The sequence below is a fragment of the Nocardia sp. NBC_00403 genome (genome assembly GCF_036046055.1).
Taxonomy (GTDB): Bacteria; Actinomycetota; Actinomycetes; order Mycobacteriales; family Mycobacteriaceae; genus Nocardia.
The window spans coordinates 744,148-766,762 of record NZ_CP107939.1 but is presented as its reverse complement, the minus strand read 5'-3'; the positions used below and the strand labels follow the sequence as shown (position 1 = coordinate 766,762).

Genomic DNA, 22,615 nt, shown 5'->3' with positions numbered 1-22,615 from the left:
GACCGCCGCGAGGTCGCGCGGAAAGTGCTTGCCATGTTCTGGCGACACAAGGATCAAGAGAGCCGCTGATAGAGGCGGTGCTCGGGCAGAGTCGTGGGGCTCTGCACACCGCCGGACCTATCCGCGCAGCTCAGCGACCATCGCCCTTGCACATATAAGCGAAAATTGGTTGCACATATATGTGTAAGGTGCGTAAGATTTAGTCAGATTTAGATACGTCTGACAACAGAAGGGGGTCGAACCAGTGGACATATTGATGCGTGAGGACAAGGCTCTCGTGCCGATCGGCTCCAGTGAAATCCAGCAGGCGCGCGATGTAAAGGCCCTCGTAGAGCGACTGGTCGGCTCGGCCTCGACAAGCAAGACGGTGGACGTGGTCGTCGGCCCAAATGCTGATCAGCACGTGCGGATGCCGGCTGAACTGGCCAAGCTTGTCATGCAGGTTGTCGATCTGGTTAGTCGCGGCTGCACGATCACAGTCGGCAGCATCCCCAACGAGGTCACTACCACTACCGCTGCGCAGATGCTACGAGTGTCGCGACCAACGTTGATGAAGCTCATCAAGGACGGCAAGATCGCGTCGCACAAGGTCGGCTCACATGCCCGGCTCTACAGCAAAGACGTGCTTGCCTACCGGAGAAGTCAACTGGCTGCGCAGAGCAAGGCATTCGATGAGCTGCGAGCACTCGAGGATGAGCTCGGCGTCATTGATTGAGCGCCACCGGTTTTCGACCAGTCGCGGTGCCCACCCGCTTGTAGCATGTCCGCCATGGTCAGCGGGCGGGTAACCAGGGTCCTTGTCGATGCAAATATCCTCTATTCAAGGACCCTTCGTGACTGGTTATCGCTGCTGTACCTACGTGGCGGCCACGGCATGTTCGAGGTCCTCTGGACCGAAGACGTCATGGCTGAGGTCGTCTACCACAAGCGCAAGGACAACCCCTTCCTCTCCGATAAGCAGGTGGGCGGGATCCGTCGAAAGATCGAGGAAACCTTTGGTGACGGCGCCCTCATCAGGGGCTACCATGTCGACGAAACGCTTGTGTACCGTGACCCCGGAGACGCGCACATCCATGCCGCGGCTGTCCACGCTGGTGCCGATATCGTCCTGACAGCAAATGACAAAGACTTCAACAACCTTGACGAGCTTCCATACGAGATCTACACAGCTGACGATTTTTTCGAGCTTGTCGACGACTCCAGGCCGGAACTGGTACAGATCGCCATGCGGGAACAGCTCGTCTACTGGGTTAGGAGAGACGGCAAGTCCCTCCCCGAGGCGCTGAAATCTGCGGGCGCACCCGAATTCGGCGAACGCATCCGACGGTATCTACAGAATGTCGACGTTGCCCGCCTTCTGAAGGGCAAGTTGCCGTAGCCCGCGACGTCCAGCGGTCGACGCTCTGATTGGGCAGGCGCGCCGCGATGTCGAAACGAGATCTATGACTGCGAAGGTGCGGCCGGGCCACTCGGCCGTCACCTCCGCAGGGACCTGCTGCTGGAATCCCTTCCACCATCCGGTCGTAGTCGAAAGCGTTGTCCCGTAGACGAATCCGATCAATGTGTCCGCAGCGGCGGCTATCGCGATTCCGAAGTCCGGCGACTCGATCATGCCAGTCAGCATCTTCCGGTGGCGCTGCGACTCGGTGTCCGGCCACACGAACGGCGGTTGCGAGAACGCGGCGTCGTAGAGCGCGCAGATTGCGTCGAAGTGTCGCCGTGCGTCGGAGGCGGTCCTGGCCCGTCCCCAATGAATGAGACCGCTTGATATTAGAGTCCTGTTGGCCCTGGTGAGGGCTGGAAGGGACGATGAGTGACATGGCTGGTCGGAAGCGGCATTCCGCAGAGGACATCGTGCGCAAGCTGCGCCGCGCCGATGAGTTGGCCGCGGAAGGCAAGACCGGCGAACAGATCGCGGCCGAGTTGGGAGTGTCGGCGGCGACGCTGTACAACTGGCGCCGCCAGTTCGGTGGCATGGACACCGACGCCGCCAAGGAGCTCAAGGAGTTGCGGGAGCAGAACACGCGGTTGAAGCGGCTGCTGGCCGATGCGGAGTTGGAGAAGGACGCGTTGCGGGAGATTGCGAAGGGAAAATTCTAGGCCCGGCTGCCAAGCGCCGCGCCGTGGACATGCTCAGAGAAGTTCAGAGCCTGTCGGAACGGTTCGCGTGCAAGGTTGTTGGGCTCGCCCGAGCCACCTACCGGCGTATCCCGGTCGCGGCGACCCCGGCCGATCCGGACGCCGATCTGCGGGCCTGGCTGCGCGCCTATGCCACGAAACATCCCGGCCATGGGTTTCGCCGTGCCTGGGCCGCGCTGCGCCACGACGACGGCCGGGAGGTGAACAAGAAGAAGGTGCACCGGTTGTGGAAAGACGAGGGGCTGCAGGTGCGGGCGCACTCACCACGCAAGCGGGCCGGCGCCTCCTCGGCGCCCAGGATCGACGCCGACGCACCAAAAGTGGTGTGGGCGTTGGATTTCCAGTTCGATTCGACCGTCGACGGCAAGGCGGTAAAGATCGCGTCGATGATCGACGAGCACACCCGCGAGTCGGTGCTGCACCTCGTGGAACGCTCGATCACCGCCGAGAAGCTCGTGACCGAGCTGGAGAAGGTGTTCACCGCCCGAGGCGGCCCACCGCTGGTGCTGCGCATGGACAACGGGCCGGAGATGATTTCGGCAGCGCTGCAACAGTTCTGCGCCGACCGGGTGGGTATCTCCTATATCCCGCCCGGGACGCCGTGGAACAACGGCTACATCGAGTCGTTCAACCGACGGCTGCGCGCCGAGTGCCTCAACCGCAACCACTGGACGAGCCTGCTCGAGGCCCGGGTGGTCATCGGCGACTTCAAGACCGAGCACAACCTGCGGCACCGTCACTCGGCGCTGGGCTATCTCACCCCGGCCGAGTACGCTGCCCGCTGCAGCCACACCCACCACCCCGTGGCCTGCGACATCAACTGAACCTGGATCGAATACCACCCGGCTCTACTACCGGGCGGACTCGATATCGGGGACTCGCCAGTCCCGAGTCGCACTGATACTTCGTCATCCATAGATCGGACCATAATGGCGATTTGTGGCATCGGCTGCTCCAAACTGCGGGCGCCTCGACCACTGCTGGCAATTCTGCGAGATCACCGCAAACGGCAGCTGGAAAAACGGTTCGGCGCAGGGCGATCTCGTGCACATCGGGGTTTCGAGGCCACGACCGGCAACGAGATCGCCAGCACGCCGATGTCGCGCGCCAGACCGGGTTCAAGCACTACCCGCGCGAGCGGGATCTGCTCCGGGTTCGAGTCGAACAGCGCGCTCCGTTGGTCTCTCCATGGGTACGGCGCCGCTCACTCTCGGCGAGCCGCCGCACCCGCGCTGGCAGGCCAGTCGCAGTACTCGCCAGTGCGATTCCAGATCAGGCCCGAAGGGCATGACTGAATGGTCGCGGTATTGCCCCTGCACTCTATGTATTTGCTTCGATCGTTCGGATACTCGAAGTACCCGTCCGGCTTGGGGCAGGTGTAATCGGCAACGCTGTCTGCATACCTTTCGGCCAGAGCTGGAGATGCTGCGGCAAGCAACAACCCCGAACCGGCCAGCAACGTCGCAGCGGGCAAAACGAGGACACGCACGAATCTCACGATCGTCTCCTTCAGTTGTTGTCGCAGACCTCGCATCATGACATAGGACCCGCCCGATCATGATCCGCTCGAGAGAGAGTTGTTGTTGCCTCGGGCAGGGAACGGCGAAGGGGCGGGCCGCGTGTGTGAACCGCTCCCCGGAAGTTGGACTGAGAAACTCAGTTCCGATCTCCGGGGAGCAGTTTTATGCATGCACGAAGTTCGTTGTCCGAGCAGCAGCGTGTCGCGGCGGTAGCGTTGTTCGAGACCGGTGCGGCCGGAGGTAGAAAAGATTCGGCAGAATCTCGCCGGTTTGAGCTGCGGACTGGCGATCTGGTGTGAGAAGTCAGCGGAATCGGCAAAATCCTGCCGGTTCAGTCGGCGCGCTGGCGCCTCTCCGTGTCCGCATGCCGGACTCGGGTGCCGCGACGGTGGCGACAGTGTGGGTTCGAATCCCTCTGGTGTCAGCGCACCAGCCTGACGCGGGCGGCGGCGAAGCGGACCAGGCCGGGGGCGAGTCGTCCGATGATATACTGCAACCGTGCTTCTGGCGTCACCGGAACGACTTGCCGGTCCTTCTGCACCGCTCGCACGATCTGCCGGGCCACTTTCTCCGGTCCGTAGCCGCGCCGTTGGTAGAGGCGGTCGTAGCGCTGCTGCCTGCGTGCCTCTTCTTCGGGCGAAACGCCCGACATCCTGGTGTTGCGCACGATATTGGTGTGCACGATGCCGGGGCAGATGGTGCTGACGCCGATGCTGTGCTTTGCCAGTTCGGCGCGTAGGCAGTCGGAGAACATGAAAACGGCTGCCTTGCTTGTGGAGTAGGCGGTGAATCCCTGCTGTGGCATATAACCGGCCATGCTGGAGAGGTTCACGATGTGTCCGCCGAGTCCGCGCTCGATCATGTGACCGGCGAAGGCGCGGCAGCCGTTGACGACTCCGTTGAGGTTCACATTCAGCACGCGCTGGAAATCTTCGGTGGAGGTGTCGAGGAAGCGTCCGGCCTGGCCGATGCCCGCATTGTTGATCAGCACGTCGGGCACGCCGTGCTCGGCGATCACGCGGTCGGCGTGCTTGCGCACTGCCGCTTCGTCGGAGACATCCAGTTCATAGGCGTGGGCGCGGCCGTCCGACCGGGAAATCAGCGCGACGGTCGCCTCGGCGGCGGTGATGTCGATATCCGACACCACGATCTCCGCGCCTTCCTCGGCGAAGGCGAGGGCGGTTTCCCGCCCGATCCCGCTGCCGCCACCGGTGATCACCACCAGCTGGTCCTCGAACGGCTTGCGCAGCACACCCATTCGCGCGCGCCGCAGGGCGCGCGACTGTGGCGCGCCTGCCATCGCGTCGATCAATTCGACGGCCGCTGAGGCGAGTAGTCGCGGGTGGGAGAACGGCAGCCAATGCCCGCCCTGCACCACGCGCAACCACACCGCGTCGACCCAGTGGTCCTCATCGGAGTAACTCGACTGCCGCACCGCGGGATCGCGGGTGCCGATAATGATCTGCACCGGAACCGAGGTGTGCTGCGCGCGGCCGCGCAGCGGATTGGTGGCCCAGGTCGATCGGTAGATGCGCAGGCCGTTCGCCATGTCCTGCTTGAACGTGGGGGCCAAGTGGATCTGGTCGGGGGCCGCTCCCTCGGCGCGGGAAAGCCAGGTCCGCCAACGCTCTTCGCTCATCCCCGCCGCGATCACGGCTTGCGGAAGTACCGGCAGTGAGAAAACGCCCGAATAGGCGAACGAGCCGAGTTGTGCCAGCGGGAGCGCGATATTGCGCGGCGTCGGCCTGGCCAGCCTGCTGCGTGCCCAACTCGCGGTGTGCGCGAGGCTGGGGCCGGAGACCGAAGTGAACGACGCGACAAGTCGCTGGGCGTCGGGCCGCGCGATCACCTCCCACATCGCGATGCTGCCCCAGTCGTGCGCGAGCACGTGGACGGGCTCGCCATTGCCGAGCGCCTCGATCACCGCGACGTAGTCCGCCGCGAAATTCGCCACCGAAATGGCGTTGGTGCCGGGTGGGTTGGACGACTCGCCGTGCCCGCGGTTGTCCACGCTCAGCACCCGGAATCGCTCGGTGAGTTCCGGTACGACGTTGTTCCACAGATGGTGGCTATCGGGCCAGCCGTGCAGCAGCAAGACCGTCGGGCCCGCCGGATTGCCCTGCTCGAAGACGGCAATGTCCACCTCGCCGTTGCGCACCACATGTTTCTCGACCATGAAGTCAACCCACCTTCCGGACCGCGGTAGCGGACGTCGCCCTCGAGTTCATTGTGTCTGAGACGGCACGTTTCGGATAGCCCCTCCGTGTCCGGCGGCAGTGTCTGCCTGCCCCGGGGCCGTGGTAGCGGAGACGGCGCCGGACTCCGGGCCGAATCGGCCGGGCTTGCGATCGCCGGTCTGTTTCGTACCCGATGCCAGGACGTGCTGATTACCGGCCGGGCTGGACCTCTTCGGTATGCAGACCATCGACCGGCTCGACAGCGACGTCGACCGGCTACTGCTCCGGCAGCTCGTTGTGCCCGCCGAAGGCCTGCCGCATAGCCGAAAGCATCTTGTCCGCGTACAGCGATTCGCCGCGCGAGGAGAATCGCGCGAACAGCGACGCCGCGAGGACGGGTGCGGGGACTCCGGTGTCGATCGCGGCGTCGAGGGTCCACCGGCCCTCGCCCGAATCCGAGACCCGGCCGTCGAACGAATCGAGGTTCGGATCGGCGTAGAGGGCGCCCGCGGTCAGGTCCAGCAACCATGAGGCGACTACCGAGCCGCGCCGCCACACCTCGGTGACCTCGGGGATGTCGATCGCGTACCGGTAGTACTCGGGATGCTCGAGCGGTGTCTCCTCGGCGGAGAACCGAGCGTCGTGGTTCGCGCCGATATTCGCCTTGTGCAGGATGTTCAGCCCCTCGGCATAGGCCTGCATGGCGCCGTACTCGATGCCGTTGTGCACCATCTTCACGAAGTGGCCCGCACCGGCCGGGCCGCAGTGCAGGTAGCCCTGCTCGGCCGCGGACGGTTCGCCGGTGCGGCCCGGTGTCCGCTCGGCGGCCTCGACACCGGGAGCGATGGATTTCAGGAGTGGATCGAGGTACTTCACCTGTTCGGCCTCGCCGCCGATCATCAGGCAGAAGCCGCGCTCGAGGCCGAAGACGCCCCCCGAGGTACCGATGTCCACGTAGTGAATTCCCTTGGGCCGCAACTGCTCGGCGCGTACGAGGTCCTCGTGGTAGCGGCTGTTGCCGCCGTCGATGATGATGTCGCCCGGTTCGAGCACCTCGGCCAGTTGATCGATGACCGCACCGGTGGCGCCTGCCGGGATCATCACCCAGACCACGCGCGGTGTCTCCAGCTTGCCGACGAAGTCCGCCAGTTCGGTGGCGCCCTGGAATTTCGCGGTGCCCAGCTCGGCAGTCAGTTCGTCGATGCGCTCAGGTTTGCGTTCGTAGCCGACGGCGGTGTGCCCGTCCTTGACGATGCGGCGCACGATATTGCCGCCCATCCGGCCTAGACCGATCATTCCCAGCTGCATACCCATCCATCTCCCTCGTGTATTCGAGCCCTGATAGTGAGAGTCCTGTCCTGGTCGATTGTCCCGCGCCGGTCGGCCACGGTCGCGTGCAGCGGGTGTAACGCTCTGGTTCGGGGTGGCGATATTCCAATCGGCTCCGCGTAGTTGCCAGACCCCCGACCCGGCAACTGCGTGGGGCCCTTCCATGTTCTCCGCGGGCCCTTTTGCGCAAGGTTTGCTGCAGATCTGTGCTCTGCGGACCATGCCGGTAGCGGCCACTATGGTTGGCGGAGACTCGCAACCGTGCGAGGTCCCTTTTCATCTCGAGCGGGGAGGACGGTTCGTGACGAGCGAATCGAGCGCCGGGCGTGACGGTCACGGCAGACACGAAAGCGGCGAAGTCGGACTGCGTCAGCTCCTCGAATCGACCCGTTCTCCGTTACCGGACGCGTCCACCGGCTGGGCTGACGACTCGACGCCCACCCAACCCCTGCGGACGACCGCCAGGGTGCAGCCACCCCGTCGCCCGCCGGTCAGCGAAGCCGCTACCGAGCGCTGGTCTCGGCGCCAGGAACCGCGGCCACAGTCGCAACCCGAGGTGAGCGGGTCACCGAAGGCGCCCCTCGTCAAGAAGATCGGCATCGGGATCGGCGCCTTCATCGCGGTGGCCGGATCTGTGTATGTGGCTGACCTGCTGTTGTCCGCTGGGGAAGTGCCGCGCGGTGTCGAGGTCGCCGGCGTCAGCGTGGGCGGCCTCGATACCGCCACCGCGGACACCAGGCTGCGTGCAGTGCTCGGCCCGCGTTCCGGGCATGAACTGCCCGTGCAGATCGCCGATATGCAGACCAAGCTGCTGCCGAGCACCGCGGGGCTGGAAGTGGACTGGGCGACCACCTGGGAACGCATCGGCTCGCAGCCGCTGAATCCGGTCACCAGGCTGACATCACTGTTCACCACCCGCGCGGTGCCGATCGCCAGTGTGGTCGACAACTCGGCGCTGGATCGTCAGCTCACCGCGTTGCGGGTGCACGACCGGCCGACGGTCGAAGGCACCATCAGATTCGAGGGTGGCAGACCGGTAGCTGTGCCGCCGGTGCCGGGGCGGGTGCTCGACGAGCCCGCGGCGCGCGCAGCGCTGATCGACAACTGGATCTACGGCACGCTGATCGATCTGCCGGAGACGGCCGCGCCCATGACCGTCCGCCCGGAAGCGGTCGATCGGGCATTGCGTGAGGTCGCAGAGCCCGCAGTGCGCGCACCGATCACCTTTGCGGGCAACGGTGCAGCGGCCAAGCTGGAGCCGGAGCAGATCGCGACCATCTTGTCTTTCGCGCCCGATGGGAATGGCGGACTCGCTGCGACCTTCAACCAGGAGCTCGCGACCGGTTTGCTGGCGCCCCAGCTCGCCGCCTCCGAAGTGGAGGCGAAGGACGCGACATTCAGTCTGGCCGGTGGCGCGGCGAAGGTCGTTCCGGCGATTGTCGGCGACAAGATCAACTGGCCGAAGACGCTCGAGCAGCTGCCGAATCTCGTTGTCATGCCACAGGAACGCACCGCTCACGCCGTCTACGAGAAGGTCGACCCCAAGCTCACCACCGAGGCAGCACAGGGCCTCGGCGTCACCGACGTCATGGGCCAATTCACCACCAACGGCTTCAGCGGCCCCTCCGGGGTGAATATCCGGGTGGTCGCGCGGAAGGTGAACGGCGCCATCGTCAAACCTGGAGATACGTTCTCGCTCAACGACTTCACCGGCCCGCGCGGTACGGCCGAAGGCTACGTCGAATCCGGCATCATCGATCACGGTCGACCGAGCACCGCCGTCGGCGGCGGGATCAGCCAATTCGCCACCACCCTCTACAACGCCTCCTACTTCGCGGGCCTCGAGGACGCGGGCCACACCGAGCACAGCTACTACATCTCGCGCTACCCCGCCGCTCGCGAGGCCACCGTCTTCGACGGTGCCATCGACCTGCGCTTCCGCAACAACACCCCCAACGGCGTATACATCGAGACTCTCACCACCGACTCCGACGTCACGGTCCGGCTCTGGGGCACCAAGACCGTCGATGTCGAGTCCATCACCGGCGAACGAGACAAGCCGACCGAACCCAAGACGGTCACCCTCCCGAAGGGCAAGGATTGCATCGCCTCCGAGGGTGCCCCCGGGTTCACCGTGTCCGATACCCGCGTCATCACCGATCACAAAACCGGCCGGGAAGTCTCGCGTGCGACTCGGACCGTGAAGTACGACCCGATCCCTGTCGTCAAGTGCGAGTAGGTCGGGCTTCGCGCGTCGGCACCGGGGGAGTCGCCGAGGAACCTGCGGAGGCCGCCTCGAGCCCGCCTTCCCGCCCGGGCGAGACCTGAGGTTGCGGGCGGCGGCGCTACCCGTACAGTTCCGGAGGCGGGGCTGTACGGGAATGGCCTGCCGATCACCAAGTGCGCGTTGGCTGTTCGGCTCGAGCGGATAAAGGCGAATCACCTCACCATCTCCGCGAGCCCGGAAATGTTACAGATAATTTCTGTGAAATACTTCTCAACATAACTTGTGGGTAGCTGGGTACACCCCATTTCTATGGGCATGCCTCTCGGCTCTCTCGAGGATCGTCCAATGGGCCCATTGTGCAAGGTCATTGGTGCGATCTCGGCGTGTGCTCGATGCTGTGCGGCCTATCGTGCCAGCTGCAGCCTCGCCGGATGACTTGTCGGCGGTGAAGTTTGTGCGGGGCGGGCGCGGGGCGGACCGCCCGGCAGCTCGGCTCGAGTCCGATCAATCGTGGATTTCATTTCGAAAGACTCGCAACGGTGCGGCAACTCTTGCCGGTCAGAAGGGTCGCGTAGCTGCTCGCTGGCAGTTGAAGCGTTGTGATAGAACATCTTTCGTTGATAACAAACGTGTTATCGGCGACAGACATTTCTAGGGGTAGATATTCAATGAGCAAGCTTCGCGTGTTCGGTGTGGTCGTTATCGCTGCTGCTGCTGTGATCGGCGCGGGCTCGGGCCTGGCGTCCGCCACCGTCGACCAGGGCATCGTCCTGCAGGAAATCGGCACCATCGCCCCCGGTGAGCCGGCCCCGGGCGGTACCGGCTCGGCGGCGCTGCTTCCGGTACTTCTCAAGGCGCTGGCATCCGGCTCGGCGGGCACCACTCCCACGACTCCGTAATTCACGGTACCGAAATTGCCCCACCTCGCATGAGGTGGGGCAATTCTTGTTTCTTGCGTTCGAAACCTACTGCTGTGCCAAGGTTCCCGAGCGGCCGATGACTTAATCGGCGCGGGGCCGGTTCGCAATATCACGAGCCACGAGGCGGTGGCCAGCATTCTTCCGCCGCTGATTATTTGTTCCGACGGCGAGCTGCGTCTCCTCGCAGCGAACCACCAGGTCGTGTGCAGAACTGGTAACTATCCGTTTGCGTGGTGTTCATAGTCACGACCCTGATCGAAAATCTACCGTGATAGAAATGCGCAGACGATCGCAAACGCGGTCGGATGAGGAATAAGGAAGAAGAGTTTTCATGCGCAAGATTCGTCTGTTCGGTGCCGCCGTCGCCGCTGCCGGTATCGTCCTCGCTGGTTCGGGTATCGCCGCCGCCGAGACCCCCGCCCCCGTCCCGGCTCCCACCGGCTCGGGCAACCTCGCCACCGGCCTTGCGAAGCTGCTGGCGACCGGTTCGGGTGGCGTCAAGCCGCTGCCGACCGTCCCTACGGCAGGCTGATAAGCGCTCGATTGCGCGTCGATCCACAAGCGGCCCGGAGAAATCCGGGCCGCTTGTGTTGTTTCGCCATCCGTCACAATGGAGTTCGCAGCAGGATCACGTTGTATTGAGTGTGCACGGTCAGCATGAAGTAGAGGTCCCGCCCGGTCTGGTACGGAAAGATCATGGGCGCGTAGGCAGTCGGCAATGATGGCCCGCTCACGAGAACCTGCGGATCGCCCCATGGGCCCTGTGGAGCCGACGCGGTGCGCATGACAACGGAATTGGCCGGGTCGGTGGTGAGCATGACGAACTTGCCGAGATAGTCGTTCCACAGCACCGACAGCTCGGCGACATCCCCGACGATCGGCGCCGCGGTATTCGCGTCACCGGGCTGCCATGCGCCGCCGTCCCAATATTCATAGCCGTCGATATTCGCGATATCGGCTTCCTTTGCCCTTGAGACGAATCCGGGGTTGTTGCGGCCACCGGGCGTGCCGTAGCGGTAGATATATCCCGCGTCCTTCAAGAAGGCGTTCTGCTGAAACTTTTCGTGGCCGTCCACATTCGCGCGCCGGGTGTTGGTCAACTGGGCCCAGGTCCGACCGCCGTCGCCGGAGGCCGCGAGGGTGGAGAAGTTGGTGGCCCACTTGCCGTGGTCGCCCCATTCGCGCACCGACATCATGCTCATGAACTGCACGCCGCCCACTGAGATGCCCGCGGTCGGAATGAAGCTGATCTCGATGCCCGGAATCTTCGGGCTCGGCAGCGGGTTGGGCACCACGCTGTCGAAGATGATGCCGTTGGCCGGGTCCTTGGTGGTGCTGCGGAACAGGACGTTGCTGTTCCAAGCCCAGATGCTGCCCGCGAGCAGGTTGGGCACGCCGAGCCCGGCGCTGTCACCGAAGGCGGTGATCATCCGGCCGCCGCCGTCGTCCCACATGATGCCGAGATCGGTGCCGAGCACGTTGACGTTCTGGGTGTGATTGGGGCTATCGATTCCGGTCACCTGGAAGATCGCCTGGGCCGGACCCGGCAGCCGCGGTAGTCCGCGCGGCTGGCCGTTGAGCCCGGGAATCGGATTGACATTGTTCGGATCGGCGCCGGCCGGACCCGCGAACGCGACAGCGAATGCGACGGCGAGTACGCCGATTCTGGCAAGAGCGGGCAGCGAGCGGTTCATCCAAACGGTCCCTTCGTCGGCACACGCGCGGCTTGCCCGATCATTGTGCCCGCTGTCCGTCGGATGTCCGGCGGCCGGTGTTGTGTCGGCGGACCGCACCGGATAACAGCAGCGAAATGCGGCCCCGCGTGCCGCATCGCCTCCCCCTTCGAGGCGATCCGGCACGCGGGGCCCGAAGAGAATCGTTGCTAATCTCGTCGGAGATCGGCAAAAAGTGGTTCGTGACGGTCTTGTCAGCGGCTGCCGACCTATCCGCCACAGGTCGAATACGCGCTGACCGAGCGCGGCCATAGCCTGTCCCTCCCGATCTTCGGGCTGGTCGAATGGTCACGCGATAGCCAGGACGCAATCCTGCGCTCGCAGGCCGAATTCGACGCCGAGCACGCAGACCGGATCGACTAGCGCACACAGCGAACACAACACAGCGGCCCGGAGAATCTCCGGGCCGCTGTGTTGTGTTCGCTGTGGGTAGCAGTCAGCTACCGCATTAGAACGCCGCTTCGTCGAGCTCCATGATGTCGTTGTCCAGGTTCGACAGGATGGCGCGGGTGGCGGTCAGCTCCGGCAGCACGTTGCGGGCGAAGAACTGCGCGACACCGACCTTGCCGGTGTAGAACGCCTCGTCGGCACCGGTGGCGCCATTGTCGAGGGCCTTGATGGCAACCTCGGCGTGACGCAGCAGCTGCCAGCCGATGAGCAGGTCACCGACGGCGAGCAGGAAGCGCACCGAGCCGAGACCGACCTTGTAGAGCTCCGTCTGGTCGGCCTGCGCGCCCATCAGGTGGCCGGTGAGCGTGGCGGCCATGGCCTGCACGTCCTCCAGCGCGGTGGCGAGCAGCTTGCGCTCGGCCTTCAGTCGACCGTTGCCTGCTTCCGACTCGATGAACTTCTGCACCTGGCCGGCCACGTGGGCCAGCGCGACGCCGCGGTCACGGGCGATCTTGCGGAAGAAGAAGTCCTGCGCCTGGATGGCGGTGGTGCCCTCGTACAGCGAGTCGATCTTCGCGTCGCGGATGTACTGCTCGATCGGGTAGTCCTGCAGGAAGCCGGAGCCACCGAAGGTCTGCAGCGATTCGGTCAGGTACTGGTAGGCCCGCTCGGAGCCGACACCCTTGACGATCGGCAGCAGCAGATCGTTGACGCGGAAGGCCACGTCCTCGTCGGCGCCGGAAACCAGCTGCGCGATATCGGCATCCTGGTGCGCGGCGGTGTAGAGGTAGATGGCGCGCAGGCCCTCGGCGTATGCCTTCTGCATGGCCAGCGAACGACGCACGTCCGGGTGGTGGGTAATGGTGACGCGGGGAGCGGCCTTGTCGGTCATCTGGGTCAGGTCCGCACCCTGGACGCGCTGCTTGGCGTAGTCGAGCGCGTTGAGGTAACCGGTCGAGAGGGTCGCGATGGCCTTGGTGCCCACCATCATGCGCGCGTTCTCGATGACGTCGAACATCTGCGCGATGCCGTTGTGCACCTCACCGACCAGCCAGCCCTTGGCGGGGATGCCGTGGCCGCCGAAGGTGACCTCACAGGTGGCCGAAACCTTGATGCCCATCTTGTGCTCGACATTGGTGACGAAGGCACCGTTGCGGTCGCCGATGGTCTCGGTCTCGAAGTCGAAGTGGAACTTCGGCACGTAGAACAGCGAAAGACCCTTGGTGCCCGGCCCTGCGCCCTCGGGGCGGGCCAGCACCAGGTGCATGATGTTCTCGAACAGGTCGTCGGAGTCACCCGAGGTGATGAAGCGCTTGACGCCCTCGATGTGCCAGGTGCCGTCTTCCTGCTCGATCGCCTTGGTGCGCCCGGCGCCGACGTCGGAGCCGGCATCCGGCTCGGTCAGCACCATGGTGGCGCCCCAGTTGCGGTCGGCGATGATCTGAGCCCAATTCTTCTGCTCATCGGTGCCATTGTTGTAGAAGACCTGTGCGAAGCCCGCGCCCGCTGCGTACATCTGGGCAGGCGGGTTGGCGCCGAGGATCATTTCGCCCAGCGCCCAGGTGACGGCGCTCGGCGCGCCGAGGCCGCCCAGCTCCTCACGGACGCCGACCTTGGCCCAGCCCGCGTCTTCGAGCGCGCGGTAGGACTTCTTGAAGGACTCGGGGAGAGTGACGGTGTGGGTCTCGGGGTCGAAGGTCGGCGGGTTGCGGTCACCGTCGACGAACGAGTCGGCCAGCGGACCCTCGGCCAAGCGACGCACCTCGTTGAGCATCTCCTTGACGGTCTCGGAGTCGAGATCGCCGTATGCTTCGCCGTCGAGGAGCGCACCGAGGCCGAGTACCTCGAAGAGGTTGAACTCCAGGTCGCGGACGTTGCTCTTGTAGTGGCCCATGTCTGTCTACTCACTCTCCGTTGAGTTGGTGCGGTCGGTTGCTTGCCGTTCCCGCCCGTTGTCGCCACCGGGTAGCCATCCGGGTTTCCGCATGCTACTCGCGGGTAACTTATGAAACATATTACCGGCCGGTAATGGGGAGGCAAAGGCTCGAGCGGGCAATGTGACGCGGAAAACACCGGAAGGCGTTGCCGCGCCACCGCGGCTCGAGTAAGAGGCGGGTTGCCGACCTGGCTCGACTGCCGAACGAAAGCCCTGTTGCGCTCGATGTTTCCTGATTGCTGGAGCGCTACCGTTGGGTGTGCGAATCGAGACGAGCGCAGGGCCTGCCGAGATCGAGCTCGACAAGCCGCGCACCCCTGCCTTCCTGCTGCTGCTCACGCACGGCTCTGGAGGTGGCGTCGACGCGAAAGACCTGCTCACGGTGCGCGATCGTGCGCTCGAGCTCGGCGGCGCGGTGGCCAGGGTCGTGCAGCCCTATCGGGTCGCGGGACGACGCGCGCCGGGCTCGGCGGTGAAGCAGGACGAAGCCTGGCTCGAGATCGTCGCGGACCTGCGTAAGCGGGTCGCGAAGGTCCCGCTGATCCAGGGTGGTCGCAGCAATGGTGCCCGGGTGGCCTGCCGCACCGCGACCGCCGCAGGGGCAAGCGGGGTGATCGCACTGTCCTTTCCGCTGCATCCCCCGGGAAAGCCGGAGAACACCCGCGTCGAGGAGCTGCGGTCGACCGGCGACATCGAGGTAGTGGTGATCAACGGTGCGCGCGACCCGTTCGGCGTGCCCGATGCCGCCGACGCGACGCTGGTGGAAACCATCGCTGGACAACCGCATTCGTTCCGCAGCGGATTCGCCGAGATCGCCGACATCGTGACGCCGCCGCTGCGGCGATGGGCCGGACGCGCAGTCTGATAACCACTGCTTCTGGTTCTGAGCAGAACTATCTGTTGGACTTCTGAGCGCAACCGCCTCTGCTGAGCGCGGCGCAGGCGGATCGTCGGTCACTCGACGGTCTGGGATTCCAGTGCCGGCCGGTCGGGTACTGCTGCCGATCTGGTCGCGACGACCAGTGCATCGATGGCATCGCGTTCTTCGGTGGGGCGCAGGACGCGGTCGGCGATGCGGACCTGGAGGTGTTCGGATTTCGGGCCGAGGTCGGCGACGATGTCTTCGGGGGTGAAGAGGATGGACGGGTCCTGAGGACCGCCGTAACCGTCGGTGAGATTGGTGGTGTCGTGCCCGAGGATCAGCAGGGTGCCTTCGGGGGCGAGCAGGTCGGCACAGCGACGGAGCAGGGTGCGGCGCTGCTCGGCGGGCAGGTGCAGGAAGACCAGCAGGACCAGCTCGTACGGGCCGGTGATACCCGCCGCGTCGAGGTCGGTGACGTCGGCGCACTGCCAGGTGATGCGGCTGCGCACGGAGCGCGACAAGCGGGTCGCGACGGTGCGGCCTTTGTCGACCCCCACCTGCGAGTAGTCGACCGCGTGCACCTGCCAGCCGTGCGTGGCCAGCCACAATGCGTTTCGACCCTCGCCGCAAGCGAGGTCGAGGGCGCGCGGCAGCATCGGTGCACCGCCGTCCGGGGTGTCGGGCTGCAGCGGGGTGCGTCGCTCCAGCCCATAGACGTGCTCGACCACCGTGCTGTTCGGCGGTGCGCCCCAGACCAATTCACCTTGCGCATACCGCGCGTCCCAATCGGCCGCCTCCATACCCGTCAGTCTATGGACCGGCTGCGGCCGGCTCGCAGCGCTGTGCACACGGGCCGGGTCATTTCGACGGTGCGAACTCCGGCAGCCAGCGCAGCGGCGTGGTTTCCCGAATGTGGATCAGCAGGTCGAACGCATCGATCAACGAGCCGACCAGCATGTTCGCGTCGGCGTCCTGCGTCGGGTCGTAGATCCCGCTGATGGTGCGCAGCTTCGCCGGTGCGAGTCGCCACCGGAGCACCGCGTCGGGGGCCGCCGCGTGCAGGTCGACGGCGAAGGCGGGCAGGTTCACCGCGCCGAGCGTTGCATCGATGAGATCGGGCGCGGGATCAGGGGCTATCGCCATGCCCAGGTCGCCGTGATGGAAGCCGATAGCCACCGACGCGTAGTCCGTGCCGAAGTGGCGGCGCAGGTGGCTGCCCGCACCGCGGAATGTGCTCTGCTCGGGTTGGGCACCGAGGGCGAGCGCGCAGGTGTGGGCGATGCCGTCCCAGTAGGCGATCCTGGCGCCGGTCGCACGGTGCCATTCGATGACGCGGTCGGCCGACGGCTGCTCGTTGCGGTCGAAACCGCCTTGTCCCGCAACGCTATTCGAATGGAAAGAAAGGATGAGGCGCGCGTGGGCGAGTGCGGTCGAGCGCTCGGTCGATTCGGGTAGTCCGTCGAGCAACGCGAGCGCGTCGCGTGCCTCGTCGACGAAGGGACGACCAGGGTGAATGCCCTGGTGACGCTGGACGTGTTCGTCCACCTGGTGGGCGGTCCTGATAGGAGTGAGATGAGATTCGAGCGCGGTGAGCCGTTGCGGCGCCGCGTGCCGTATGTAGTCGAGCACCACGTCGTAATCGGCGGGTTCGGCATGCGGCGGCTCGACGCCGAAGATGCGAACCTGATCATCCGGATGTTCCTGATTGAAAGCCCGAATCCAGGTCAGCGCCTCGGCGGTCTCGGCGCTGCGCCACGGTCGCCACGCACCCGCGAGCACGGATTCGGGATCGCCCGCCCCGGTCCGGACGTAATCGTCCCAGCGCTCACCGGAACGTGCGCTGTCCTGAATCGCCAGTGCACGAAAGCCGTGCCGCTCGACGAGCGTGCGGAAGATGCGCGAGCGCACGCCGAAGGTCTGCCGGGAGAAGCGGGTCGATTCGCCGAGTCCGACCACTGTCGCGGCAGCGAGCCGGTCGGTCAATGGTTCGAGGTCGGTGCCACGGTAGTCGGCGTCGGTACCGGTCACCGGATGGGCATTGGCGCGCAACCAGTCACGCACCGCGGCAGTCTCGGTGGATGCGCTGGCATCGGATGCGGGAGCGGTAGTAGTCATGCCGCAAGCCTCATACGTGAAGTCCACTCGAGGTCAAGGCGCGCACTGAGGGCGGTGTGACAGCGAAGCCGGGATCCATTGCTGGACCCCGGCTTATGTCGAGCGCTGCGTCCGATCCAGACGCGGAGCCATCGGACTACCCGTGCCGACGCGCGGGCCGTGGTCACAACGTGGTGCGCATCAGGATCACGTTGTACTGGCTGTGGACCGTCGTGAGGAAGTACAGGTCACGACCGGTCTGGTACGGGAAGATCGACGGCGCGTATGCGGAAGGCAGTTCCCTGGTGTCGATCAACACCTCGGGATCACTCCACGGACCAGACGGTGATGGTGCGCGGCGCATCACCACGGAATTGAACTGATCGGTCGTCAGCGCGACGTACTGGCCGAGGTACTGGTTGTACATGACCGACAGCTCGCCGACGCCGAACATGATCGGCGCGGCCGCGTTGACGTCGTCCTTCTTCCAGCGCTCGCCGTCCCAGTACTCGTATTCGGCGAGGTTGGCGATGTCGTTGGCCCGCACGCGGGCGACGAACGCCGCACGGTTGCGCCCGGAGCGGGTGCCGTATTCGTAGACATACCCGCCGTCTTTCATGAAGGCGTTCATCTGGAAGTTGGCGTTGGCCCCTTCATTGGGCCTGCGGGTCTCCGGCAGCTCGGCCCACGTCTCGCCATTGTCGCCGGAGGCGGCGAGGCCGGAGTAGTTCGTGGTCCACTGCCCGACGTCATCCCAGCTGTGCACCGACATGAGGCTCATGTACTGGACGTCGTTGACCGCGATGCCCGCGGTGGGGATGCGGCTTATCTCGATGAAAGGAATCTTGGGGCTGGGGATAAGGTCGCGCGCCTGCCCGAATACATCGCGCACGACACTGTCGAAGAATATGCCGTTGGCCGGATCCTGAGTATGGCTGCGCACGAGAATATTGCTTCGCCACGCCCACATGCTACCGGCGAGCAAATTCGGGAAACCGAGTCCGGCGGTGTCGCCGAACGCGGTTAGCATTTCGCCGCTTCCGTTGTCCCACATGATGCCGAGATCGGTGCCGAGCACGTTGTAGCTCTGGGTGTTGTTCGGGCTGGCCATGCCCGTTACCTGGAAAACGGCCCTGGTCCGTCCAGTCAGGTTGGGTAGCCCATTTGAGCCGTTGAGCACGGGAAACGGGTTGATTGCGTTTGGGTTTGCCGAGGCTGGGGTAGTCGCTGTGAGGAGCAAGGCCGTGGCACCCGCCAGCGCGGACAGCAGGATGGATCCGGTTTTGGTCAAAGTCTTTGAGCCCTCCGGTTTCTCGCCGAAGTGTGCTCGATGCACCGACCCCTCTTCGTGTGTTTCGAGGCACATTTCGACTGGCTGGCAAATCGTTGGAAAATGCTAACAGCCAATCCGGAGGAATTGGTGGGGTTGCATCATTGATCGGTGAAAGTTGACGACTACTTCAGTGGTTTGTTGGCCCGGGAGGTCGCCTTCCGCACGATCAGCGGCAGCTGAATGGCCCGCTCGATCGCGAAGGTGCGGCGTGCGGAAGCCTGCCAGGACCGATCGAACAGCCGCTTGGCTCCTGCGACGGCGTGCGGGGAGCGGGTCGCGATGCGGTCGGCGAGTTCTTCCGCGGTCGCAACCGGGTCCACAGTGACCTCGGTGATCAGGCCGATGCGCTCGGCGTAGGCGGCGTCGACGAGGTCGGCGGTCATGGTCAGCAGCAGCGCCTTGTCGATGCCGATCAGGCGCGAAAGCGTCGCGGCGCCGGTCATATCCGGCACCAGGCCGTGCTTGGCTTCCATCACCGAGAATTCCGCGTCCGGCGTAGCGAATCGGACGTCCGCGGCCAATGCGAGCTGCAGGCCGCCGCCGTAGCAGCGACCGTGCACCGCTGCGATCACCGGGATCTGGAGTCGACGCCACGCCCAGCAGGCTTCCTGGAAGGTGTTGGTGCCGCGCCAGGGTAGCGGGACGAAGCTGCGCGCGACGGCCAGTGGGTCGTTGGTGGCCTGGGCGACATCGAGGCCGCTGCTGAAGCTCGGGCCGTTGCCGGACAGGATGACCGCCCGGAGGTCTTTGCGGTCGGCGATGGTGTGTGCGGCATCGGCCAGCCCGCGCAGCATCTCGATGGTGAGGCCGTTGTGCTTGTCGGGTCGGTCCAGCGTGACGTAGGCGCGATCGCCCTCGAACCGCAGTGCGATGTCAGTGCCCATTCTCGAATCTTACCCGTGGGTCAGTTCGTGTCATCGGCCATTGCCTGCCCGGGGTGCCACCTGTTCTAATCGGAACTATAGTTACCGTCAATGTTGACGGTAACTGGAGCGTGATGCGGAGGAACACATGCTGCCAGCGGGAATGGACCCCCGAACGCCGGTGCTCGTCGGCGCCGGGCAGATCGTGCACCGGCCGGGCGAGCCGGGACTGCCCGGACCTGTCGAACTCGCCGCCGAATCCCTGCGTCGAGCGGGATCCGACAGCGGCACGGGCGACCGACTGCTCCGAGCGGCCGACCTGATCGCCACGGCGGCACCGGTCAGTCGTCCCTATCCGGACCTCGGCGCACTCGTCGCCGCGGAACTCGGCGCTGCCCCGAAGCGGACGGTGCGATCCGCACGGTTCGGTGGCGACGCGCCGCTACGGCTGCTCAACGCCGTCGCGCAGGCGATCGCCGAGGGGACCTCCGACGTCGCGCTGCTCACCGGAGCAGAGGCGGTCGCCTCCTGGAACGTCGCGACTCGCGGCGGCGGCACGCTCGACTGGCCCGAGCAGCCGGAAGGTGCGCGACCGACGGACGTCATCGGCTCCGAGCGCGGACCCAACACCGAAATGGAGACCGCGGCCGGACTGTGGGGCCCGGTCTATTTCTATGCACTGATGGAAACTGCCCTGCGCGGACGGCTCGGCCTGAGCGAACAGGAGCATCGGGAGCGGATCGGCGGGCTGTGGTCGCGGCTGTCCGGGGTGGCGGCGCGAAACCCGTATGCCTGGCAGCCCACCGAGCATTCGATCGCGGAGTTGGTGACGCCGAGTCCGGCCAACCGGCTGGTGTCGGCCCCGTATCCGAAGCTGCTCGTCGCGAATCTGTCCGTGGATCAGGGCGCCGGTCTGATCGTGTGCAGCGCCGCCGCTGCCGACGCGGCGGGCGTCCCGCACGACCGCTGGGTCTTCCCGCACGGTGGCGCGACGGCCACCGATGAATGGTTCGTCTCGGAGCGGGCGGATCTGGCCGCCTCGCCGGCCATCGCCGCTGCCGGGCAGGCCGCATTGGCGGCCGCAGGCATCGCCATCGACGAGGTGGCGCACCTCGACCTGTACTCCTGCTTCCCGGTTGCGGTGCAGGTCGCGGCCGAGGCGCTCGGTCTGCCGATCGACGATCCCGCCCGGCCGCTCTCGGTCACCGGCGGACTCACCTTCGGCGGCGGGCCGGGCAACAACTACACCACCCATGCCCTCGCGACACTGGTCGGCCTGCTGCGCGCGGACTCCGGGTCCTACGGTCTGGCGACCGCTCTGGGTTGGTACATCACCAAACACGGTGTCGGCGTGTACTCGGCGCGCCCGCCCGCGCGACTGTTTCGGGCCGTCGAGGCAGAAGTGCCTGTCGCACGGCGTGATACAGCGCCCGGCTACACCGGGCCCGCCGTCGTCGAGTCCTACACCGTTGCCTATCGCAAGGGCAGCGGGCCCGACCGTGCCGACGAGCCGGAGGCCGTGGTGATCAGCGCGCTCAACCCCGAGGGTGCACGCATACTGTTGCGGGTGTCCGATGCCGAGACCATCGCGGCGTTCACCGACGGCGATCCGCTCGGCGTCGCCGTCGACATCACAGCCGCAGACCAGCTCACCCTGCTCACCGAGAGGACCGCCCGATGACCGACCTGATCCTTGTCGAACGGCGCGATGCCATCACGCTGCTGACCGTCAACCGTCCCGAGGCCCGCAACGCCATCAACCTGGCCACCGCACAGGCCATCGAGGCCGCCGTCGACGAGTTCGAGGCCGACGATTCCGCTCGCGTGCTCGTACTCACCGGTGCGGGCGCAACATTCAGCGCCGGAATGGATCTCGTTGCGGCTGCCAAGGGAGAGATGCCGATGACGCAGCGCCGGGGTCCGCTCGGCATCGCCGCGAAACCACCTGTCAAACCGATGATTTCGGCGGTCGAGGGGTTCGCGCTCGCCGGTGGTTTCGAGTTGGCGCTCGCCGGTGATCTGATTGTCGCGGCGAGCGACGCGCAGTTCGGCATTCCGGAGGTGAAGCGCGGTCTTGTCGCCGCGGGTGGCGGTGTGCTGCGCCTGACCCAGCGCCTGCCGCGGCCGATGGCCGCCGAGCTCGCGTTGACCGGCGGCCGGATCGGCGCCGAGCGGCTCTACCAGCTCGGGCTGGTCAACCGGGTCACCGAACCCGGTGGCGCGTTGGCGGGTGCATTGGCGTTGGCGGCGGAAATTGTAGCGGCCGCACCGCTCTCGGTCACCGCGAGCAAGCGGATCATCGACGAGTCGCCGGACTGGAGCCTCGCGGAGGGTTTCGCCAAGCAGGGCGAAATCGCTTTGCCCGCACTGTTTTCCAAGGATGCTGCCGAGGGTGCACTGGCCTTCGCGCAGAAGCGCGAACCGCAGTGGCAGGGACGCTGACACCATGACCGAACGCGTCCGGGAGACGCAGGCGCAGCGCAGGGCACGCATGCGCACCCGTCTCCTGGACGCGGCGGTGGAGAGCCTGGTCGCGGTCGGCTATGCGGGCACGACCACACTCGAAGTGCAGAAGCGGGCCGGTGTCCCGCGCGGCACGCTGCAGCACTATTTTCCGACCAGGGCGGATCTGCTCGCCGGTGCTGTCGAGCATGTTGCCCAACGTCGATTCCTCCAGCTGACAAGGGAATTCGAGGCGATACCCGCCGAATCCGATCGGCTGGAGACGGCGGTCGAGCTGACCATGCGGATGCTCAGCGGACCGACCTTCCTGGCCGCGCTGGAAATGTGGGTCGGCGCCCGCACCGATCCGGAACTGCTCACGGCCTTCCTGCCGCTGGAGCAGCGCCTGTTCGATCTGATGCACAACAGCATTCGCGACCTCTTCCGCGCGGAGTTCCCCGACGATCCCCGGGTGCCGACGATCACCGAATTCACTATCGAGATCATGACCGGGCTCGCGCTGCGTGCGCTGCTGACCGGTGATCTCGATCGGAACCGAATCATCCAGCACCGCTGGCGAAATGCGGTGCGCATCCTGCTCGGTACGGCGGAGCCGAGCACCCTCACCACACCACGGTCGGACCGATAGG

General features: G+C 65.5%; 20 protein-coding genes. 11 read left to right on the top strand and 9 right to left on the bottom strand.

Annotation, left to right across the window (positions count from 1 at the left end; all coding sequences use genetic code 11):
• The first annotated feature begins 256 nt into the window (after positions 1-256).
• From OHQ90_RS03375 to OHQ90_RS03365, 3 genes are all read left to right on the top strand, one after another.
• Positions 257-715: a helix-turn-helix domain-containing protein gene (locus OHQ90_RS03375; protein WP_328407218.1), complete on the top strand. Its 459-nt coding sequence runs from the start codon at positions 257-259 to the stop codon at positions 713-715.
• Between the two features lie 54 nt (positions 716-769).
• Entirely contained in the window at positions 770-1,378 is a 609-nt protein-coding gene (locus OHQ90_RS03370) for a PIN domain-containing protein (protein WP_328407216.1), read from the top strand.
• Positions 1,379-1,818: 440 nt separating this feature from the next.
• Positions 1,819-2,963 (top strand): IS3 family transposase gene (locus tag OHQ90_RS03365; RefSeq protein ID WP_442941243.1). Its coding sequence is split into 2 segments (ribosomal slippage): positions 1,819-2,086 and positions 2,086-2,963, totalling 1,146 coding nucleotides; the frame shifts between segments, so codons are not numbered across the junction.
• A 380-nt stretch (positions 2,964-3,343) separates the two neighbouring features.
• Here OHQ90_RS03365 and OHQ90_RS39325 read toward each other — a convergent pair.
• The 3 genes from OHQ90_RS39325 to gnd form a co-directional block, all read right to left on the bottom strand.
• Positions 3,344-3,673, bottom strand: coding sequence for a carbohydrate-binding module family 14 protein (locus OHQ90_RS39325; RefSeq protein WP_442941438.1), 330 nt, complete (start codon positions 3,671-3,673; stop codon positions 3,344-3,346).
• A 407-nt stretch (positions 3,674-4,080) separates the two neighbouring features.
• A complete protein-coding gene (locus OHQ90_RS03360) occupies positions 4,081-5,835 on the bottom strand; it encodes an SDR family oxidoreductase (protein WP_328407214.1) in 1,755 nt (584 codons plus the stop codon).
• 277 nt (positions 5,836-6,112) lie between these two features.
• Complete coding sequence (gene gnd / locus OHQ90_RS03355) at positions 6,113-7,144, bottom strand: phosphogluconate dehydrogenase (NAD(+)-dependent, decarboxylating) (protein ID WP_328412501.1); 1,032 nt, start codon at positions 7,142-7,144, stop codon at positions 6,113-6,115.
• A gap of 322 nt (positions 7,145-7,466) precedes the next feature.
• On the opposite strand from gnd, the gene OHQ90_RS03350 reads away from it, so the two are divergent.
• The 3 genes from OHQ90_RS03350 to OHQ90_RS03340 all read left to right on the top strand — a co-directional run bounded on the left by OHQ90_RS03350 (position 7,467) and on the right by OHQ90_RS03340 (position 10,844).
• Positions 7,467-9,404, top strand: coding sequence for a VanW family protein (locus OHQ90_RS03350; RefSeq protein WP_328407212.1), 1,938 nt, complete (start codon positions 7,467-7,469; stop codon positions 9,402-9,404).
• Between the two features lie 656 nt (positions 9,405-10,060).
• Entirely contained in the window at positions 10,061-10,291 is a 231-nt protein-coding gene (locus OHQ90_RS03345; protein WP_328407210.1) for a hypothetical protein, read from the top strand.
• Positions 10,292-10,643: 352 nt separating this feature from the next.
• Positions 10,644-10,844 carry a hypothetical protein gene (locus OHQ90_RS03340; RefSeq protein WP_328407208.1) on the top strand — a complete coding sequence of 67 codons (201 nt, stop codon included), beginning with the start codon at positions 10,644-10,646 and terminating at the stop codon, positions 10,842-10,844.
• Positions 10,845-10,917: 73 nt separating this feature from the next.
• Here OHQ90_RS03340 and OHQ90_RS03335 read toward each other — a convergent pair whose 3' ends face one another.
• Positions 10,918-12,006 (bottom strand): DUF4185 domain-containing protein, encoded by a 1,089-nt coding sequence (locus tag OHQ90_RS03335; protein WP_328407206.1) that lies wholly within the window; start codon positions 12,004-12,006, stop codon positions 10,918-10,920.
• 240 nt (positions 12,007-12,246) lie between these two features.
• Here OHQ90_RS03335 and OHQ90_RS39320 point away from each other — a divergent pair, with 240 nt between their 5' ends.
• Positions 12,247-12,408: a winged helix-turn-helix transcriptional regulator gene (locus tag OHQ90_RS39320; protein WP_442941437.1), complete on the top strand. Its 162-nt coding sequence runs from the start codon at positions 12,247-12,249 to the stop codon at positions 12,406-12,408.
• Positions 12,409-12,493: 85 nt separating this feature from the next.
• On the opposite strand, the gene OHQ90_RS03330 is transcribed toward OHQ90_RS39320, so the two are convergent.
• Complete coding sequence (locus OHQ90_RS03330) at positions 12,494-14,329, bottom strand: acyl-CoA dehydrogenase (protein WP_328407204.1); 1,836 nt, start codon at positions 14,327-14,329, stop codon at positions 12,494-12,496.
• A gap of 301 nt (positions 14,330-14,630) precedes the next feature.
• On the opposite strand from OHQ90_RS03330, the gene OHQ90_RS03325 reads away from it, so the two are divergent.
• Complete coding sequence (locus OHQ90_RS03325; protein WP_328407202.1) at positions 14,631-15,236, top strand: alpha/beta hydrolase family protein; 606 nt, start codon at positions 14,631-14,633, stop codon at positions 15,234-15,236.
• Positions 15,237-15,325: 89 nt separating this feature from the next.
• Here the strand turns inward: OHQ90_RS03325 and OHQ90_RS03320 are convergent, their stop codons facing one another.
• From OHQ90_RS03320 to OHQ90_RS03305, 4 genes are all read right to left on the bottom strand, one after another.
• Entirely contained in the window at positions 15,326-16,033 is a 708-nt protein-coding gene (locus OHQ90_RS03320) for a class I SAM-dependent methyltransferase (protein ID WP_328407200.1), read from the bottom strand.
• A gap of 58 nt (positions 16,034-16,091) precedes the next feature.
• Positions 16,092-17,348: an erythromycin esterase family protein gene (locus tag OHQ90_RS03315; RefSeq protein ID WP_328407198.1), complete on the bottom strand. Its 1,257-nt coding sequence runs from the start codon at positions 17,346-17,348 to the stop codon at positions 16,092-16,094.
• Positions 17,349-17,511: 163 nt separating this feature from the next.
• The gene (locus OHQ90_RS03310; RefSeq protein ID WP_328407196.1) at positions 17,512-18,618 is read right to left on the bottom strand and encodes a DUF4185 domain-containing protein; all 1,107 of its coding nucleotides are present in this window, start codon (positions 18,616-18,618) and stop codon (positions 17,512-17,514) included.
• A 164-nt stretch (positions 18,619-18,782) separates the two neighbouring features.
• Positions 18,783-19,544 (bottom strand): crotonase/enoyl-CoA hydratase family protein, encoded by a 762-nt coding sequence (locus tag OHQ90_RS03305; protein ID WP_328407194.1) that lies wholly within the window; start codon positions 19,542-19,544, stop codon positions 18,783-18,785.
• Between the two features lie 127 nt (positions 19,545-19,671).
• Between OHQ90_RS03305 and OHQ90_RS03300 the strand changes: the two genes are divergently transcribed.
• Genes OHQ90_RS03300 through OHQ90_RS03290 form a run of 3 tightly spaced genes read left to right on the top strand, consistent with a single transcriptional unit; the run spans position 19,672 to position 22,614 of the window.
• Positions 19,672-21,204: a thiolase C-terminal domain-containing protein gene (locus tag OHQ90_RS03300; RefSeq protein ID WP_328407192.1), complete on the top strand. Its 1,533-nt coding sequence runs from the start codon at positions 19,672-19,674 to the stop codon at positions 21,202-21,204.
• Positions 21,201-21,965: a crotonase/enoyl-CoA hydratase family protein gene (locus tag OHQ90_RS03295; protein WP_328407190.1), complete on the top strand. Its 765-nt coding sequence runs from the start codon at positions 21,201-21,203 to the stop codon at positions 21,963-21,965. The genes OHQ90_RS03300 and OHQ90_RS03295 overlap by 4 nt, the downstream gene beginning before the upstream one ends.
• 4 nt (positions 21,966-21,969) lie before the next feature.
• A complete protein-coding gene (locus tag OHQ90_RS03290) occupies positions 21,970-22,614 on the top strand; it encodes a TetR/AcrR family transcriptional regulator (protein ID WP_328407188.1) in 645 nt (214 codons plus the stop codon).
• The last annotated feature ends 1 nt before the right edge of the window (position 22,615 follow it).

Excerpts from the sequence above, each read along its gene's own strand:
- OHQ90_RS03295 (WP_328407190.1), top strand. The coding sequence starts at position 21,201 with ATGACCGACCTGATCCTTGTCGAACGGCGCGATGCCATCACGCTGCTG.
- OHQ90_RS03335 (WP_328407206.1), bottom strand. The coding sequence starts at position 12,006 with ATGAACCGCTCGCTGCCCGCTCTTGCCAGAATCGGCGTACTCGCCGTC.
- OHQ90_RS03360 (WP_328407214.1), bottom strand. The coding sequence starts at position 5,835 with ATGGTCGAGAAACATGTGGTGCGCAACGGCGAGGTGGACATTGCCGTC.
- OHQ90_RS03375 (WP_328407218.1), top strand. The coding sequence starts at position 257 with ATGCGTGAGGACAAGGCTCTCGTGCCGATCGGCTCCAGTGAAATCCAG.
- OHQ90_RS03305 (WP_328407194.1), bottom strand. The coding sequence starts at position 19,544 with ATGGGCACTGACATCGCACTGCGGTTCGAGGGCGATCGCGCCTACGTC.
- OHQ90_RS03370 (WP_328407216.1), top strand. The coding sequence starts at position 770 with ATGGTCAGCGGGCGGGTAACCAGGGTCCTTGTCGATGCAAATATCCTC.
- OHQ90_RS03320 (WP_328407200.1), bottom strand. The coding sequence starts at position 16,033 with ATGGAGGCGGCCGATTGGGACGCGCGGTATGCGCAAGGTGAATTGGTC.
- OHQ90_RS03330 (WP_328407204.1), bottom strand. The coding sequence starts at position 14,329 with ATGGGCCACTACAAGAGCAACGTCCGCGACCTGGAGTTCAACCTCTTC.
- OHQ90_RS03315 (WP_328407198.1), bottom strand. The coding sequence starts at position 17,348 with ATGACTACTACCGCTCCCGCATCCGATGCCAGCGCATCCACCGAGACT.
- gnd (WP_328412501.1), bottom strand. The coding sequence starts at position 7,144 with ATGCAGCTGGGAATGATCGGTCTAGGCCGGATGGGCGGCAATATCGTG.
- OHQ90_RS03290 (WP_328407188.1), top strand. The coding sequence starts at position 21,970 with ATGACCGAACGCGTCCGGGAGACGCAGGCGCAGCGCAGGGCACGCATG.
- OHQ90_RS03340 (WP_328407208.1), top strand. The coding sequence starts at position 10,644 with ATGCGCAAGATTCGTCTGTTCGGTGCCGCCGTCGCCGCTGCCGGTATC.
- OHQ90_RS03300 (WP_328407192.1), top strand. The coding sequence starts at position 19,672 with ATGCTGCCAGCGGGAATGGACCCCCGAACGCCGGTGCTCGTCGGCGCC.
- OHQ90_RS39325 (WP_442941438.1), bottom strand. The coding sequence starts at position 3,673 with ATGCGAGGTCTGCGACAACAACTGAAGGAGACGATCGTGAGATTCGTG.
- OHQ90_RS03345 (WP_328407210.1), top strand. The coding sequence starts at position 10,061 with ATGAGCAAGCTTCGCGTGTTCGGTGTGGTCGTTATCGCTGCTGCTGCT.